Annotated in this window: 13 protein-coding genes; 4 read left to right on the top strand and 9 right to left on the bottom strand. The window is 55.9% G+C overall.

Going from position 1 to position 15,337, the window contains the following annotated elements:
- Positions 1–38: 38 nt before the first annotated feature.
- Together K3729_09500 and K3729_09495 are read left to right on the top strand one after the other, a co-directional pair.
- Entirely contained in the window at positions 39–1,349 is a 1,311-nt protein-coding gene (locus tag K3729_09500; protein UWQ97725.1) for a peptidoglycan DD-metalloendopeptidase family protein, read from the top strand.
- Positions 1,339–1,833, top strand: a complete 495-nt coding sequence (locus K3729_09495) for a polymer-forming cytoskeletal protein (protein UWQ97724.1) — start codon at positions 1,339–1,341, stop codon at positions 1,831–1,833. Before K3729_09500 ends, K3729_09495 begins: the two co-directional genes overlap by 11 nt.
- 83 nt (positions 1,834–1,916) lie before the next feature.
- Here the strand turns inward: K3729_09495 and K3729_09490 are convergent, their stop codons facing one another.
- From K3729_09490 to K3729_09465, 6 genes are all read right to left on the bottom strand, one after another.
- Positions 1,917–2,540: a hypothetical protein gene (locus K3729_09490; protein ID UWQ97723.1), complete on the bottom strand. Its 624-nt coding sequence runs from the start codon at positions 2,538–2,540 to the stop codon at positions 1,917–1,919.
- 113 nt (positions 2,541–2,653) lie between these two features.
- Positions 2,654–3,304, bottom strand: a complete 651-nt coding sequence (locus tag K3729_09485) for a hypothetical protein (protein ID UWQ97722.1) — start codon at positions 3,302–3,304, stop codon at positions 2,654–2,656.
- A gap of 30 nt (positions 3,305–3,334) precedes the next feature.
- Complete coding sequence (prfB, locus tag K3729_09480) at positions 3,335–4,462, bottom strand: peptide chain release factor 2 (GenBank protein ID UWQ97721.1); 1,128 nt, start codon at positions 4,460–4,462, stop codon at positions 3,335–3,337.
- Positions 4,463–4,531: 69 nt separating this feature from the next.
- A complete protein-coding gene (locus K3729_09475) occupies positions 4,532–7,060 on the bottom strand; it encodes a PBP1A family penicillin-binding protein (protein UWQ97720.1) in 2,529 nt (842 codons plus the stop codon).
- Positions 7,061–7,180: 120 nt separating this feature from the next.
- Positions 7,181–8,386 carry an N-acetylmuramoyl-L-alanine amidase gene (locus K3729_09470; GenBank protein ID UWQ97719.1) on the bottom strand — a complete coding sequence of 402 codons (1,206 nt, stop codon included), beginning with the start codon at positions 8,384–8,386 and terminating at the stop codon, positions 7,181–7,183.
- Positions 8,383–9,528, bottom strand: a complete 1,146-nt coding sequence (locus K3729_09465) for an aminotransferase class I/II-fold pyridoxal phosphate-dependent enzyme (GenBank protein ID UWQ97718.1) — start codon at positions 9,526–9,528, stop codon at positions 8,383–8,385. Before K3729_09465 ends, K3729_09470 begins: the two co-directional genes overlap by 4 nt.
- Before the next feature lie 120 nt (positions 9,529–9,648).
- Here K3729_09465 and K3729_09460 point away from each other — a divergent pair, with 120 nt between their 5' ends.
- Both K3729_09460 and K3729_09455 read left to right on the top strand, forming a co-directional pair.
- Complete coding sequence (locus tag K3729_09460) at positions 9,649–10,389, top strand: DsbA family protein (protein ID UWQ97717.1); 741 nt, start codon at positions 9,649–9,651, stop codon at positions 10,387–10,389.
- A 96-nt stretch (positions 10,390–10,485) separates the two neighbouring features.
- Entirely contained in the window at positions 10,486–11,256 is a 771-nt protein-coding gene (locus tag K3729_09455) for an MBL fold metallo-hydrolase (GenBank protein UWR01003.1), read from the top strand.
- 81 nt (positions 11,257–11,337) lie between these two features.
- On the opposite strand, the gene ispG is transcribed toward K3729_09455, so the two are convergent.
- The 3 genes from ispG to hemA form a co-directional block, all read right to left on the bottom strand.
- Entirely contained in the window at positions 11,338–12,468 is a 1,131-nt protein-coding gene (gene ispG / locus K3729_09450; protein ID UWQ97716.1) for a flavodoxin-dependent (E)-4-hydroxy-3-methylbut-2-enyl-diphosphate synthase, read from the bottom strand.
- Positions 12,469–12,546: 78 nt separating this feature from the next.
- On the bottom strand, positions 12,547–13,731 hold the full coding sequence (locus K3729_09445; protein UWQ97715.1) for a DUF4115 domain-containing protein: 1,185 nt from the start codon (positions 13,729–13,731) through the stop codon (positions 12,547–12,549).
- A 125-nt stretch (positions 13,732–13,856) separates the two neighbouring features.
- Positions 13,857–15,080 (bottom strand): 5-aminolevulinate synthase, encoded by a 1,224-nt coding sequence (gene hemA, locus K3729_09440; protein UWQ97714.1) that lies wholly within the window; start codon positions 15,078–15,080, stop codon positions 13,857–13,859.
- Positions 15,081–15,337: the final 257 nt, after the last annotated feature.

The raw sequence follows: 15,337 nt of genomic DNA, 5'->3' as shown, positions 1-15,337 counted from the left end.
AGCCTGCCGTGTAGGGAATTGGGACAAGAGGGCATCACGTGCGATCACGGCTTACGAACCGCATTCACCATTGGCTTGAGAATTACTTTCCGGAAAAGCGCCTCTTTTTGCGCTCGGATTCAGAAACTCGCTTCATTCGTCTGATGCCTGAAACACAATTGGTCGCTTGGGCCGGCAGCATTGTTGTTGTCGCGTGGACGATCATCGCCACCGCGATTTTGCTGATGGATAGCATTGGATCCGGTAACTTTCGGGCGCAGGCCCAGCGTGACCAGATGGTCTACGAACACCGCCTGAACGCCCTGTCCGCCGAACGCGACGCCCGCGCTGACGAAGCAATGGCGGCACAGGAACGGTTTAGTTCAGCGCTCGAGCAGATTTCGATCATGCAGTCTGAATTGCTGGCCACCGAAGATAAACGCCGCGAATTGGAAACCGGTCTTGAGGTTGTTCAAGCCACGCTGCGTAGCACAATGCGCGAACGTGAAGATGCACGCGATCAGCTGGCCACACTTGCCGCTGACGGCACCGACCCTGCTGCTGTTGACGCCATCAGCGAAGAAGCAAACGGCACGGTTGAATTGCTGGCCTCTGCGCTGGCCGAAACATCAGCCGAACGCGACCTGATCGCCGAGGATGCCAAATTCGCGATTGATCGCGCTTCAGAAATTGAACTGGAACTGCGCCTGCTGCAGGACAAGAACGACGAAATCTTCCGCCAGTTGGAAGAAGCCATGCTCGTCTCAGTTGAACCGCTGGATGACATGTTCCGCGCCGCTGGCATGAACCCTGACAACCTGCTTGCCCAAGTCCGCCGCGGATATTCTGGACAAGGTGGCCCGCTGATGCCGCTGTCATTCTCAACCCGTGGCGGTGCACCTGATCCAGATGCAGAACGCGCGAACGGCATTCTTGGCAAACTCGACCGGATCAACCTGTACCGTATCGCAGCCGAACGCGCCCCATTCGATATTCCTGTGAAAGCGAACTACCGCCTGACATCCGGTTTTGGTCAGCGTTGGGGACGCCTGCATGCTGGTACTGATTTCGCAGGTCCTGTTGGTACGCCTATTTATGCAACCGCTGACGGCGTTGTCACATCTGCGGGTTGGTCGTCCGGTTATGGTCGCTTGATTAAGATCCAACACGAGTTCGGTATCGAGACCCGTTATGCCCACCTGAACCGCATGCGCGTGTCAGTTGGACAAAGGGTCTCGCGCGGCGAGCGGATTGGTGATATGGGGAACTCCGGACGGTCTACCGGACCGCACTTGCATTACGAGGTTCGCGTTGGCGGATCACCTGTTAACCCGATGATTTACATAAGAGCTGGACAAGATGTTTTCTAAAAGCAAAATCAACGAACCTGCACCTGCCGCCGGCGACAAGCCCGCTACAGACACTGCCACAGCAAAGCCTGCTGCATCCACTGGCTCTGCTGATTACAAAGCTGCCGCACCAAAAGCGAAGCCGCCAGCGTCCACGCTGTCCGCTGATCTTTTGATCACCGGCAACATCAAAACAACCGGCGATATCAATATTGAAGGTCAGGTAGACGGCGACATCCGCGCCCACCTGCTGACAGTTGGCGAAGGCGCGACTGTTAAGGGCGAAGTCGTTGCTGATGACGTTGTGGTCAACGGCCGCGTTGTTGGCCGTGTGCGTGGCCTGAAGGTCCGCCTGACAGCGACAGCGCGTGTTGAGGGTGACATCATCCACAAGACAATCGCTATAGAGTCTGGTGCCCACTTTGAAGGTTCTGTGCAGCGTCAGGACGATCCATTGTCCACTGCAGGCACAGCGCCAAAAGCAAAGATGCCAGAAAACAAGTAAGCCGTTTACGCAGCTCACACGACAAAGGCGCCCCATTTCTGGTGGCGCCTTTTTTGTTGCTTGAGTGGTTATGTGACGAGCCGTTACTGCGCAGCGAAGATCACACCACCCATCGTTTCGCCATTGAATGCCGCGGCAAGCTGGCCTTCCGGATAGAACCCGCCGGACAACGCACCGCTTTCGCCTGCGTAGGTCACGCTGCCTGTCAGTGTGGTTCCATTGGCAATCGCTGCGACACTGACGTCGCCGTCAACGCTGATCAATGTATTGTTGCCGAAGGTGTAAATCACTTCAAGCGGGCCAGTTGAGGTGCCGCTTGCGTTTGTCACGGCGTAATTGCCGGTAAATGTCGCGTTACTCTCGGGGGCCGTTGTTGCGGTTGTACCGGTGATACCTGCAAACCCCACGCCATTGCGGATCCCACCAATCGCAAGCATATCCGCGCTTTGCACTGCGTTCCCGCTGGTTTCATCGTCAGAAAACGCTGAGATTTCAGTATCCGTCAACGTCAATTCGGGGATGTCGATTGTCCCGGTGGTTTGCTCAATTGAAACGGCACCGTCGACGTCTTGGTTTACCGCGCCTGGATCGACGTAGGTTGCCACATCGTCCGGTACGTCAGTCGTGAAGTTGAACGGGTTAGACCCGTCGCCACAGGCGCTCAATGCCAAAGTCGTCAATAGAAGTGGGATAGGGAACCTGATCATCTTGCTGCCTCGCGCTTGGATTGCCCCTCTTTGCGAGGGCATCGTTTACACGTCAGCATCAAGATTTGGCCCATTGGCGCAACGCATGAGTGTGCTGCGCCAATGGATCGCGTTTAGTTTGTGCCGTAAAAGACACCACCGATGGCGTCGTTATTGAATGCGCCAGCAACAGCATCATCGCCGTAGAAGCCGCCTTCGAATTCAGCAGTTTCGCTACCGTATGTCACCGAACCGGTTACCTGACCGTTTGAAGCAACATCGCCGTCAACAACAAGTGCTGCGCCAGCGGCGCTTTCCAGCGTGTTGCCGGACAAGTCAAAGACCAAGCTAATCGGGCCGCTGCGTCCTGCGCCCGACGTTTCGCTCACGGCAAACCGACCGTCGAATGTAGCGTCACCTGCAGGGGCGTCACCAAGAGTTCCAGTAATACCAGAAAATGCAGTACCGCCTGCCCCGCCAGACACGCCGCCGATGGCAGTCACGTCGTCAGTGATAAAGCTGTTCGCGTTGTCTACGCCGCCGTTAAAGCCCATTTGCCATGCAAGTTGGCCATTGGACGTGAAACGCGATGCGGGCAAATTGATCGTTTCGCCGCCTTGGGCGATCGTAAACGACCCGTCTGCATTGGTTGTGACGACGCCAGCTTCAAATTCGACAGCGGGCACTGGAACCGGAACGGGCGTAACGGCACCACCGCCCCCCGATCCGCCACATGCGGCCAAAGTTGACGCCGCAGCGATTGCAAAAAGCGATGTAAATTTCATGTATCCGTCTTCCTCGTTAACTCAGTTACATCAATCCTCAGCCGTCGCATCGGCGCGGCTCATTCCTGATACGTCCATGGCGAGCGTTGCGGCCATCAGGCCATCAAGATCACCATCAAGAACGCCTTGGGTATCGGATGTTTCAAACCGTGTCCGGAGATCTTTCACCATTTGGTATGGCTGCAAAACATAAGATCGGATTTGGTTGCCCCAACCGGCATCGCCAGCATTCTCGTGAACTTCATTAACTAACGCAGAACGTTTATCAAGTTCGATCTGATACAATCGCGACTTGAGCGCTTTCATCGCGATATCGCGGTTTTGGTGTTGGGATTTTTCAGATGACGTAACCACGATCCCTGTTGGGTGGTGCGTAATTCGCACCGCGGAATCGGTGGTGTTGACGTGCTGACCACCAGCACCGGAAGACCGGTAGGTATCCAAACGAATGTCCGCTGGATTCACCTCGATTTCGATGTTGTCATCGACAACCGGATACACCTTCACAGATGTAAAAGACGTGTGCCGCTTGGCCGCGCTATCAAACGGCGAAATCCGCACGAGCCGGTGCACGCCGCTTTCCGACTTCAACCAACCATAAGCGTTCTGGCCGCTGATCTTGTAGGACGCGGATTTGATTCCCGCCTCTTCGCCCGGTGTCGTGGACTGCAGTTCGACCTTGTACCCTTTGCGTTCGGCCCAACGGACATACATCCGCGCCAGCATCGACGCCCAATCACAGGATTCGGTCCCGCCCGCACCGGAGTTAATTTCGAGGAACGTGTCGTTGCCGTCCGCTTCGCCGTCAAGCAAGGCCTCGAGCTCTTTCTTGGCCGCAAGTTCAGCCAGTTCGCTCAGCGATGCCTCGGCTTCGGCAACTACTTCGGCGTCGTCTTCCATTTCGCCGAGTTCGATCAGGTCAACCGTGTCGGTCAGTTCCTGTTTCAGCTTTTCGTAGTTGTCGATCCCGTCCACAAGGTTCTGACGATCGCGCATCAGCTTTTGGGCCGCTGTCGCATCATCCCACAGGTTCGGGTCTTCAACGCGCGCGTTGAATTCTTCCAAGCGGTGCGGCGCTGTTTCGTAATCGAGCCGCTGTGCGAGCAAAGCCAATGACTTTTCAATGGCCGCAATCGTATTTTGTGTCTCAGCGCGCATGGATCGTTTCCGCAAATATAATGTGATTTCAAAAGGTGATAGCCCGCCGCATCGCGACGGGCAATCGTGCTAGTACAAACCGCCAGAGGACAGTGACCCAAAGGACGCCTTTGGCCCCACAGTCGCAGTGCCACCAGTGGACGTGGTGACCTGACGAGCCGCGCGCGGCACTTCTTCAAACAGCGGCAGGTTGGCTGATACGCCAAAACCACCGTCAAATGTGATCCCGAAGACAGGTTCTTCGCCCGGACGGAAACATTCTGCGATCACGTTGTCGCCTGTCGCACCATCTGGCAAACGCGCACCAGAAAACCGGTCGATCCGGATGAATTGACAATCTTCAGGCGCACGGAACGCGCCGCCGCCGAAACGTTCAACGGCTTTGGTCATGAAGCGGTTGAAGACCGGACCACATGTCCCGCCACCGGACGCACCGCGCATTGTGCGTGGCGTGTCATATCCAATGTAGCAACCGGCCACGATGTTGGATGAGAAGCCCACGAACCAAACGTCTTTGGTGTCGTTGGTGGTCCCTGTCTTACCCGCGATTGGCACGGATTGGTTCACCGTCCGCTTGGCTGTCCCGCGATCTACAACGCCCTGCATCATGGAGGTCAGCTGGTACGCCGTGATTTCGTTCATCACGCGTTCGCGGTTGGACACGATACGTGGCGCTTCACCTGCGCCGAGTTCATAGCCCGTGCAGTTGACGCAGTTCCGCTGGTCGTGACGATACACCGTCGCGCCGTAACGGTCTTGCACACGGTCGACCAATGTTGGTTCCACACGTTCGCCGCCATTCGCAAACATCGCGTAGGCTGCGACCATCTTGAACACAGTGGTTTCATCCGACCCCAATGACGCCGCCAGAACGCGGTTCATATTGTCGTAAACGCCGAAACGTTCGGCATATTCCGCAATTGTCCCCATCCCGACCTCTTGCGCGAGACGAATGGTCATCAGGTTCCGCGACTGTTCGATCCCCGTGCGCAAAGGCGTCGGGCCATAGAACTGGTTGGAAGAGTTCTGCGGACGCCAGACACCTTGCGGCGTGTTAATTTCGATCGGGCTATCGACCACGATCGTCGCGGGCGAATAACCGGAATCGAGGGCAGCTGCATAAACAAAAGGTTTGAAGGATGACCCCGGCTGACGACGGGCCTGCGTGGCGCGGTTAAAGACCGAGTTCTGATAAGAGAACCCGCCCTGCATCGCCAGCACGCGGCCTGTGTTCACGTCCATCGCCATAAACCCGCCCTGCACTTCTGGCACTTGGCGCAGCGTCCAACGGATAAATGCACCGTCGCTGTCTTGGGTCATGCGGCGTACGTGGACCACGTCACCGATTTCAAAATTGTCGAAGAAATTACCGCGCATCCACTGGATGTCTTCGCGGGGGACGACCTGTGGTTCGGCGGCGGTTTCAACAATGCCTTCGATACCTACGCGCAGTTGCTGGTCTTCGACCCCCAGCACGACGGCTGGAAACCATTCGTTTTCAAGTTCGATATCGCGGGCAACACGGACGTCGGACAATGCGTCGCGCCACGATGCTTCATCGACCAAAGCCTCTGCCGGAATGGATTCACCTGTGCCGCGCCAGATCCCAAGACCGCGATCAAAGTCCTCGAGCGAAATTTGCAGCGATTCTGCAGCGACCTTTTGCAATTCTTCGTCGATGGTGGCACGGATCGACAGACCGCCGTTGAAGAACTCTTCTTCACCAAAGTTAGCAGACAGTTGGCGACGGATTTCGTCTGTAAAGTAATCGCGTGGCGGGCGTTCATCGAAGTGCGACGGGAAATCCCCGCCCTGCACTGTCAGCAATGGGTCAGCCTTCGCGACTTCCCATTCTTCATCGGTAATGTAGCCATTTTCGTGCATCTCGCGCAGAATAAACGCGCGGCGATCAAGCGCGGCTTCGCGGTTACGCACTGGGTGATAGCTGTACGGCGCTTTTGGGTGCACGGCGAGGAATGCGGCCTCTGCCGGGTTCAGTTCAGACAGCGATTTGTTGAAATAACTTTGCGCGGCGGCCGTCACACCAAAGGACCGGACACCGAGGTCGATTTCGTTCAGGTACAGTTCCAAAACGCCATCTTTGCCAAGCGTTTCTTCCAGTCGAGGTGCCAGAATGATTTCTTTGATCTTCCGTGAAATCCCGTCCAGACCGCGCCGCGATCCGTCCAAAAGGAAGTTCTTGGCGACCTGCTGTGTAATCGTAGACGCACCACGCAGGTCTTCACCGCGTGATTTGACTGCATCCACGAACGCGGACGCCATACCGCGCGGATCATAGCCCGGGTGTTCGTAGAAATTCTTATCTTCCGCAGAGATGAACGCCTGCTTTACGATGTCAGGAATTTCTTCAATTGGCGTGAACAAGCGCCGTTCGGTCGCGAATTCATCAATGATCTTACCTTCACCCGAATAGATTCGGCTGATCGTTTTAGGCGCGTATTGTGACAGCACGTCATAAGACGGCAGATCACGCCCGTAGGCATAGAACACACCGCCCAGCCCCAGCGCACAGATCGCAAGACCAAACGTGAGGGTCGTAAAGATACCCCCGAAGAAAGATAAGATAAACCGCAGCAAGCCCGTAATCCTTTTGGATTTGTTGGCCGCTGGTATACGCGCTGTTGCGGTGATGGTCAAAAGCCGATTACGGGGAAACCTGCCGGAATTCGCCTATTTTTGCGCCCCGATGATCACGTTTTACTGGCGCACCAGCGGTGCGCGCGCGGCCTCTTCGCGGGCCCAGGACAGTACACCTGCGACAATCCCGTCCACGACAGGCGCGCGGCCCGATGTCGTGGACAGCATCGCGCGGTCGTTTGCGTTAGACAAAAACCCGACTTCGATCAAAACGGACGCAAAATCAGGTGCGTTTAGAACGGCCAACCGCCCTTCGCGACGCGGCTTTGAATTGAGACGAGCACCTGCGTCGCGCAGCGCTGCCACCGCCTGTTCTGCAAAGCGTTGGCTTTGCGGTTCGGTTTCGGCCCGAGCAAGGTCCATCAAAACAGTCGCGACGCGGTCGTCTTGTTCTGACAAATCGACGCCCGCCAGCAAATCGCCCCGTTCGTGCCTTTCTGCCATACGGGCGGCGGCGCGGTCCGACCCTTCAGCGTTGAGTGTGTAGATCGAAGCACCGCGGGCTTCGTCCACTTCCAACGCATCGGCGTGCAACGAAATAAACAGGTCCGCCTTCGCAGCGCGAGCAATAGTCATCCGCCCCTCTAATGGAACAAAGATGTCGGCTTCACGGGTCAAGATGGCCCGCACTTGGCCTGTTCTGTTCAACGCTTCTGCCACTTCGATGGCAAGTTTCAGCATCAGATTTGCTTCGACAACGCCGCCCTGAATTGCGCCGGGATCGACACCGCCGTGCCCCGGATCCAGCACCACTGTCAGTGGGCCGTCTTCTGGCGTTGGCGCTGGCAAACTGGGCTGTGCGGTGGCGATATCCCACGCCGCACTGACAGGTGCGCCAGAGGTCGCAGCAAATTCGACTGGGTCTGCATCACGCAAAACTAACGTGAGCTTGGCGGTGTTATCCAATTGATTTACAGTCATTTCTGCCGCTTTGAGCACAACCGGTTCTGATAGATCAACGACCAGCCGCGACCAACCCGCCTGAAATGCACCAAAGCGGATGGCGCTAGCAATGTCGGACTGATCAAGCTGGGCCTTATCTGTCCCCGTCCAATCAATTTCGCGAAAATCGACAACCAGACGACGCGGTTCATCCAGCGTGAACACGCGGTAAGGTACGACCTGCGACAATTGTAAATCAACGGCCATGCCTTGGCGGGTGTCCGTGATCGCACTGTCGACATGATCTATGCGCGCCAAGCCACTGAAATCTTGCGCAAACGCGGATCCCGCCGTCATCAACAGCGCCGCCACGACACGGATCATGCTGCACGCCCTTTCATAAACGCGGACAACCGTGCGAGACCTTCGGTGATGTCTGCCGTGCCCCGTGCATAGGAAAACCGTAGCCAGTGGTGCCCGCGTTTGGGGTCAAAATCGAGCCCCGGCGTGACGGCAACCCCAGCCTGATCCAAAATCTCGCCCGCAAAACCGAGCGCGTCATCAGTGTAATCCGACACATCGACGTAGACGTAAAACGCCCCGTCAGGTGGTGCGAATTTGGTGAACCCAGCAGCCGTCAGGCCATCAATCATCAGCTGTCGGTTTGCGGTGTAGACGTCGATATTCTGCGTAAGCTCTGCACCACAATCCATTGAATACAATGCTAAACGTTGGGCTGCGTGCGGTGCGCAGATAAACATATTTTGCGCCAGTCGTTCCACGATCCGCACGTGATCTTCAGGCACAATCATCCAGCCGACGCGCCAACCTGTCATCGAGAAATACTTGGAAAACGAATTGATCACGTAAGCGTCGTTGGTGACCTCTAGCGCAGAGACAGCGCGACGGTCGTAGCCAAGCCCGTGGTAAATCTCGTCTGATATCAACGCCGCCCCGTTTTCGGTGCAGGCTTTGGCCAAAGCCGCAAGTTCACCTTTGTCCAGCATCGTACCAGTCGGGTTCGCGGGGGATGCCACGATCAACCCAGCCAGATCTTGATCAACAACTGCAGATGGCTGTGGTTGGAACCGATCCGCAAGCGTCGTTTCAATATCAACAGGCGTTAGGCCAACAGCCTTTAGAATTTGCCTGTAGGATGGATAACACGGTGTGCCCAGCCCCACCCGTTCAGCGTTATCAAACAACGCACTAAAGGCCAAAAGGAAAGCACCCGACGCCCCAGACGTGATGACGACACGGTTCGGATCAAGATCAACGTCATACCAGTCGCGGTAGTGTTGGGCGATCCGTGCGCGCAATTCCGGCAGGCCCAGCCCCACGGTGTAACCAAGCGGGTCATCCAGATCGGCCGCCAGTCGCGCACGTGCTTCTGCGGGCGCACCCGTTCCAGGCTGGCCGACCTCCATGTGGATGATGTGACGCCCTGCGGCTTCGGCCTGACGTGCGGCCTCCATCACATCCATCACAATAAACGGATCGACCATACCACGGGTTGAATGACGCATCTGCTGCCCTTTATGATTTTGGCAGAGTTTTGCACGCAAGCGCCATGCGGCGTCAATGGCACTTGGCACGCAGGGCGCGATATGGTTTTCAGGTGACGACCCTGTATAGGAAAACAGATTATGCTTCGTTTCGCCCCTCTCGCCGTGATGGCAGCTCTTGCCACACCTGTTGTCGCACAAGACATGACACCAGAAGAACGCACAGCGTTCCGGGCCGAAGTGCGTGCATATCTGCTGGAAAACCCTGAAGTGTTGATGGAAGCCATCGGCGTTCTCGAAGATCGTCAGGCGGCGGACGCACGGGCGAACGACGTGAACCTCGTGGCACAAAATGCCGACGCATTGTTCAGCAGCGATACATCTTTCGTCGGGGGCAATCCGGACGGCGATTTCACAGTCGTTGAGTTCCTTGATTATCGGTGCGGTTACTGCAAACGCGCCCACCCCGAGGTCGCGGCTTTGATCGATGGCGATACGAATATCCGCTATGTGATCAAGGAACTGCCGATCCTAGGGGAACAGTCTGTTTTGGCATCCCGTTACGCATTGGCCGTACAACAGGTCGTGGGCGATGACGCCTATTACGACATCCACAACACGCTGATGGAATACCAAGGTAATATCACGGACGCGAACCTTGCGCGGATTTCGGACGCGTTTGGATATGATCACGACGCATTGGCGGACATGATGAACGGCCCCGAAGTCAACGCTGTGATTGCAGAAAACCGCGCGCTGGCAGACGCCTTGGCAATCACAGGCACGCCGTCGTTCGTGTTCGAAGACCAAATGTTGCGTGGCTACGTGCCATTGGCGCAGATGGAACAGATCGTCGCCCAACTGCGGTCCCGCGACGGTTAATTCGGCCTTCTCGATAAATCATCTGGCCGCTGCGACGGAACGCCCTAGGTGTAGCGTATAAAGAATATGCACAACCAGGAGATTACCATGCAGCGCCTGTCCCAAAACCGCCGTCAGTTTCTAATTCACACAGCAGCAGCCAGCACGCTGACTGTCCTGCCGTTCGCAGCACATGCAGATGGGCACGGCGCGGACAGCTTTCCGACCGCCAACGGCGGGATCGAGATTACCCCTGTGGACCACGCATCATTCGTGATGAAGACGCCAACTGCGGTGATCTACGTCGACCCTGTGGGTGATGCGTCCAACTACGAAGGTTTCCCGACTGCCGATCTTGTACTGATCACGCATGAGCACGGCGATCACTTCAACCTTGATACGCTCAATGGCATCGTTGCGGAAAACACAGCACTGGTCACGAACCCGGCCGTATTCGACATGTTGCCAGAAGACATGCAAGCCAAAGCGATGCAGATGGCAAACGGCGATGACACGACATTCGGCGATATCGCGATTGAAGCGATCCCTGCCTATAACACGACAGAAGATCGTTTGAACTTTCACCCTAAAGGCCGCGACAACGGCTACGTTCTGACCGTAGATGGATCCCGCGTCTATATTTCCGGTGACACCGAAGACATCCCGGAAATGCGCGCATTGGAAGACATCGACATCGCGTTTGTTTGCATGAACTTGCCATTCACGATGAGCGCAGAAGCCGCAGCTGATGCCGTGAACGAATTCAAACCCGCGAACGTTTACCCGTACCACTATCGCGGTCGGGACAATGGCACACAGGACCCGATGGCATTTGCCGAAATGCTTGCTGATGGTATTTCCGCAAAGATGGGCGGCTGGTACGGCTAAACGCAAAAACCTGCGCAGGGGGCATTTTTCAGATGCCTCCGGCGGGGATATTTAGAACTGAAAGAATGAGGCGGTGGAGAATTACTCTGCCGCTTCTTTTTTTGCTGCAAGCGCGTCGAGTTCGGCGGCTTTCTTTTCGACCTGTTCGACGATGTGGTCGACCATACTGTCGTTGTCTTGTTTGTGGCTTTGCTTGCCCGCCAGATAGACCATGCCGTGACCCGCACCGCCGCCTGTGAATCCCACGTCGGTCATCAGTGCCTCACCCGGTCCGTTCACAACACACCCGATAATGCTAAGCGACATGGGCGTTTTGATATGCTCAAGCCGTTGTTCAAGCGTTTCGACCGTTTTGATCACATCAAACCCTTGGCGGGCACATGACGGACACGAAATGATGTTCACGCCGCGGTGGCGCAACCCCAAGGATTTCAGAATCTCGAAGCCCATTTTGACTTCTTCAACCGGATCAGCGGACAGCGACACACGGATCGTATCCCCGATCCCCATCCACAGCAGGTTGCCCATGCCGATGGCGGATTTGACTGTGCCACTGATTAAACCGCCGGCTTCGGTGATCCCAAGGTGGATCGGTGCATCAGTGGCTTCGGCAAGCTGTTGGTAGGCAGCAGCCGCCATGAAGACGTCAGAGGCCTTACAGCTGATTTTGAATTCGTGGAAATCGTTGTCTTGCAAGATCTTGATGTGATCGAGACCGGATTCAACCATCGCGTCAGGCGTAGGTTCGCCATATTTATCCAGTAAATGCTTTTCCAGCGATCCGGCGTTCACCCCGATCCGGATTGAACAATTGTGGTCGCGGGCCGCTTTGATGACTTCCTTGACGCGCTTTTCGTCGCCAATATTGCCTGGGTTGATACGCAGACAGGCCGCCCCTGCTTCTGCCGCTTCAATACCGCGTTTGTAATGGAAATGGATATCCGCCACGAGAGGCACTGACACCTCTGGCACGATCAACTTTAGCGCCTTGCTGGACGCTTCGTCCGGCACGGACACACGTACAATGTCGGCCCCCGCTTCTGCCGCTGCATTGATCTGTTCGATCGTTGCCTTCACGTCTGTTGTCAGCGTGTTGGTCATCGTCTGGACAGAGATCGGCGCACCGCCCCCAACGGGCACATTGCCCACCATGATCTGACGGCTTTCACGCCGGTAAATGTTACGCCAAGGACGGATATGATTCAGCGACATAGGAGTATGGCCTTTGAATTACGCGACTGGCCTTAACCTATGCTTGCCGCCGCCTTACGGCAACGGGTAAGCCGCAGGTTATTGTGCCGCAGGGGCCACTTCGGCGACGCGGACGACTTCTGCCAAATCGCTGTCAGCTGTGATATCCGCGACTGAGTAGCTAGCCGTCAGATTATCAACCGACATTGCAAGGTTCGACGTCACCTGACCACGTGGACCAGCAGGCCCGTAGTGAGTGCCGTTGATCGCGAAATAGATCGCACCAGATGCACCAACCCGCAAAGTCGCCGGGTTTTCGGTTTGTGGTACCGTGAAGGTGTCACCAGCCTGCATCGTGGCTTCGTAGATCGTTGTGCCGTCAGCCGCCTTCACGCGCACCCACGCAGGGCGTACGGCGACCATCTGCACCGCAGGCGCAGGCGTTTCAAGAACCTGCACACTGGACGGTTCTTGGAATGCGGCAGCTTCGGCAACGGCTTGTTCCAAAGTGGTTTCAGGCGCCAACGCGCCGAATGAACCCGGGTTTAATGATGCTATAGGTCCGTCGCGCGACACCAGTACCGGCACATCAAGAGCGGCAGGACGGTAAAGGCGATCCAGTGCTTCGACAGACGGGGCTTGGAAGGATGCAACATCTTCGACTTCCGGGGCGATATTCGCGCCGCCTGCCAGCGGATCAATGTCGGACACCACCGTCGGCGTCTGTTCAACGGGTGCGAACTGTACGCGCTGGACTTCTTGCAAGACGGTCCAGCCGCCGTAACCGATGCCACCAATCAGCGCGACAAGCACAAGAACGGAACCAATTGCGCCCGGTTCGATCCGGCTGAACATTGCATCGCCTTCCGGCACAAAAGGTGTCGCGGATGACGAGAAAATATCGTTGCCTTTGGCTGGTGTTTTCTGAAGTGTTGATGGCTTGGCGGCCGATGCTTCCGCAGACATGCCGTGTGCCGTTGCAAAACCGCTTTCGCCACAAAACGTATCAAACGCCCAATCAGGATCCATGTTCAGGTAACGTGCGTAAGACCGCACATAGCCCGCAATAAAACCCGGCGTATCAAATGCAGTCGGGTCTGCATTTTCGATCGCTGCGATGTAAGCCGCTTTAATTTTAAGTTCACGTTGCACGTCCAACAGGCTTTTGCCCATGGTCGCACGTTCGCCACGCATCAGGTCCCCTAGACGCAAATCAAATGCATCAAATCCCGTCGATTCAGCTTCTTGCTGAACGCGATTGCGTCTGAATCCCTTGACGATCATAGTATACCGTAGCCCGCTTGTGTCCCCATGTACTGCCGAAACCTGTCCCGAATCCTAGCAGTAGCAGCACTGTCCTACCACAACATGAAGATGTTTGCACATGCGGAAAGAGTCAAATTTGCGGCTTAGCCCGCCATTTCGGCACGATTCAGCGCACAGTGGCTCCACAGTGTATCCAATCCGGAAACAAGCGCATCCATTTCGCCAGGACCGTGTACAGGCGACGGTGTGAACCGCAAACGTTCGGTTCCGCGCGGTACGGTTGGAAAGTTGATCGGCTGCACATAGATTCCATGGTCAGACAGCAAACGATCTGACAAAACCTTCGTGTGAACCGGATCTCCCACAATCAGCGGCACGATATGTGACCCGTGATCGATGATCGGCAGCCCCATTCCCTTGAGACGGTACTTGAGAATCGCAGCTTGTGTTTGCTGCTGATCACGCAAATCCTGATCCGTCTTCAAATGCGCCACAGAAGCGGCTGCACCAGCGGCAATCGCGGGCGGCAGTGATGTTGTGAAGATAAAGCCAGGCGCATAGGACCGGATCGCATCACACATACGAGCGGATGCGGCAATGTAGCCGCCCATAACGCCATAAGCCTTCGCCAGTGTGCCGTTGATGATGTCGATGCGCCCCATTAGGCCGTCGCGTTCCGCAACCCCTGCCCCACGTGGCCCGTACATGCCAACGGCGTGCACTTCGTCGATGTAAGTCAATGCACCAAATTCATCGGCCAAATCGCAAATCTCTTCGATTGGGCCAAAATCACCGTCCATCGAATAAATCGATTCGAACGCGATCAGCTTTGGCGCGTTACTGTCATCTGCTTCGAGCAATTCGCGCAGGTGCGCCACATCGTTGTGACGGAAGATCCGCTTGGCGCCGCCATTGCGGCGTACACCTTCGATCATGGATGCGTGGTTTAACGCGTCGGAATAGATGATCAATCCGGGGAACAGCTTTGGCAGCGTGGACAATGTCGCATCATTTGCGATGTAGGCCGATGTGAAAAGCAGCGCTTCTTCTTTGGCGTGTAGATCAGCCAGTTCGGCCTCAAGCTGCTTGTGATAAACAGTTGTTCCTGAAATGTTACGTGTCCCGCCAGAGCCGGCGCCTGTGGCCTCGATAGCTTCATGCATCGCAGCCATCACAACCGGATGCTGGCCCATGCCGAGATAGTCATTGCCGCACCAAACGGTGACGGGCGCTGTGGTCCCGTCTTCTTTGTTCCAAACCGCGTGGGGGAACTGACCGCGTGTGCGTTCGATGTTGATAAACGTCCGGTAGCGTCCTTCGTCGTGAAGACGGGTGATCGCTGCATCAAGTTGTGCGTTATAATCCACCGGGTATTCCTTCGTCTTAACAGCGGTCCAAGTCACTGATAGCGCATCAGTCTAGAACCTTTCTAGGTCTCATATAGGGCACAAGACCGCGCATCAACATGCTTTGACGCGCTACAATTTGACGCCCCCTATTTGATCAAGATCACACAGGGCCGAATCCAAAGACATGATCTAGATCAATTCCTTGGCAGGCTTTGAAATAAATACCCCGACCCAGCAAGCGCGAGATCGGGGTATTGTATTGCTTATCGTGAAAT

Source organism: Rhodobacteraceae bacterium S2214 (assembly GCA_025141675.1).
In the GTDB taxonomy this organism is placed as follows: domain Bacteria; phylum Pseudomonadota; class Alphaproteobacteria; order Rhodobacterales; family Rhodobacteraceae; genus Yoonia.
Note: the sequence above shows the minus strand (reverse complement) of the source record. Positions and strands in the feature narration are given on the sequence as shown.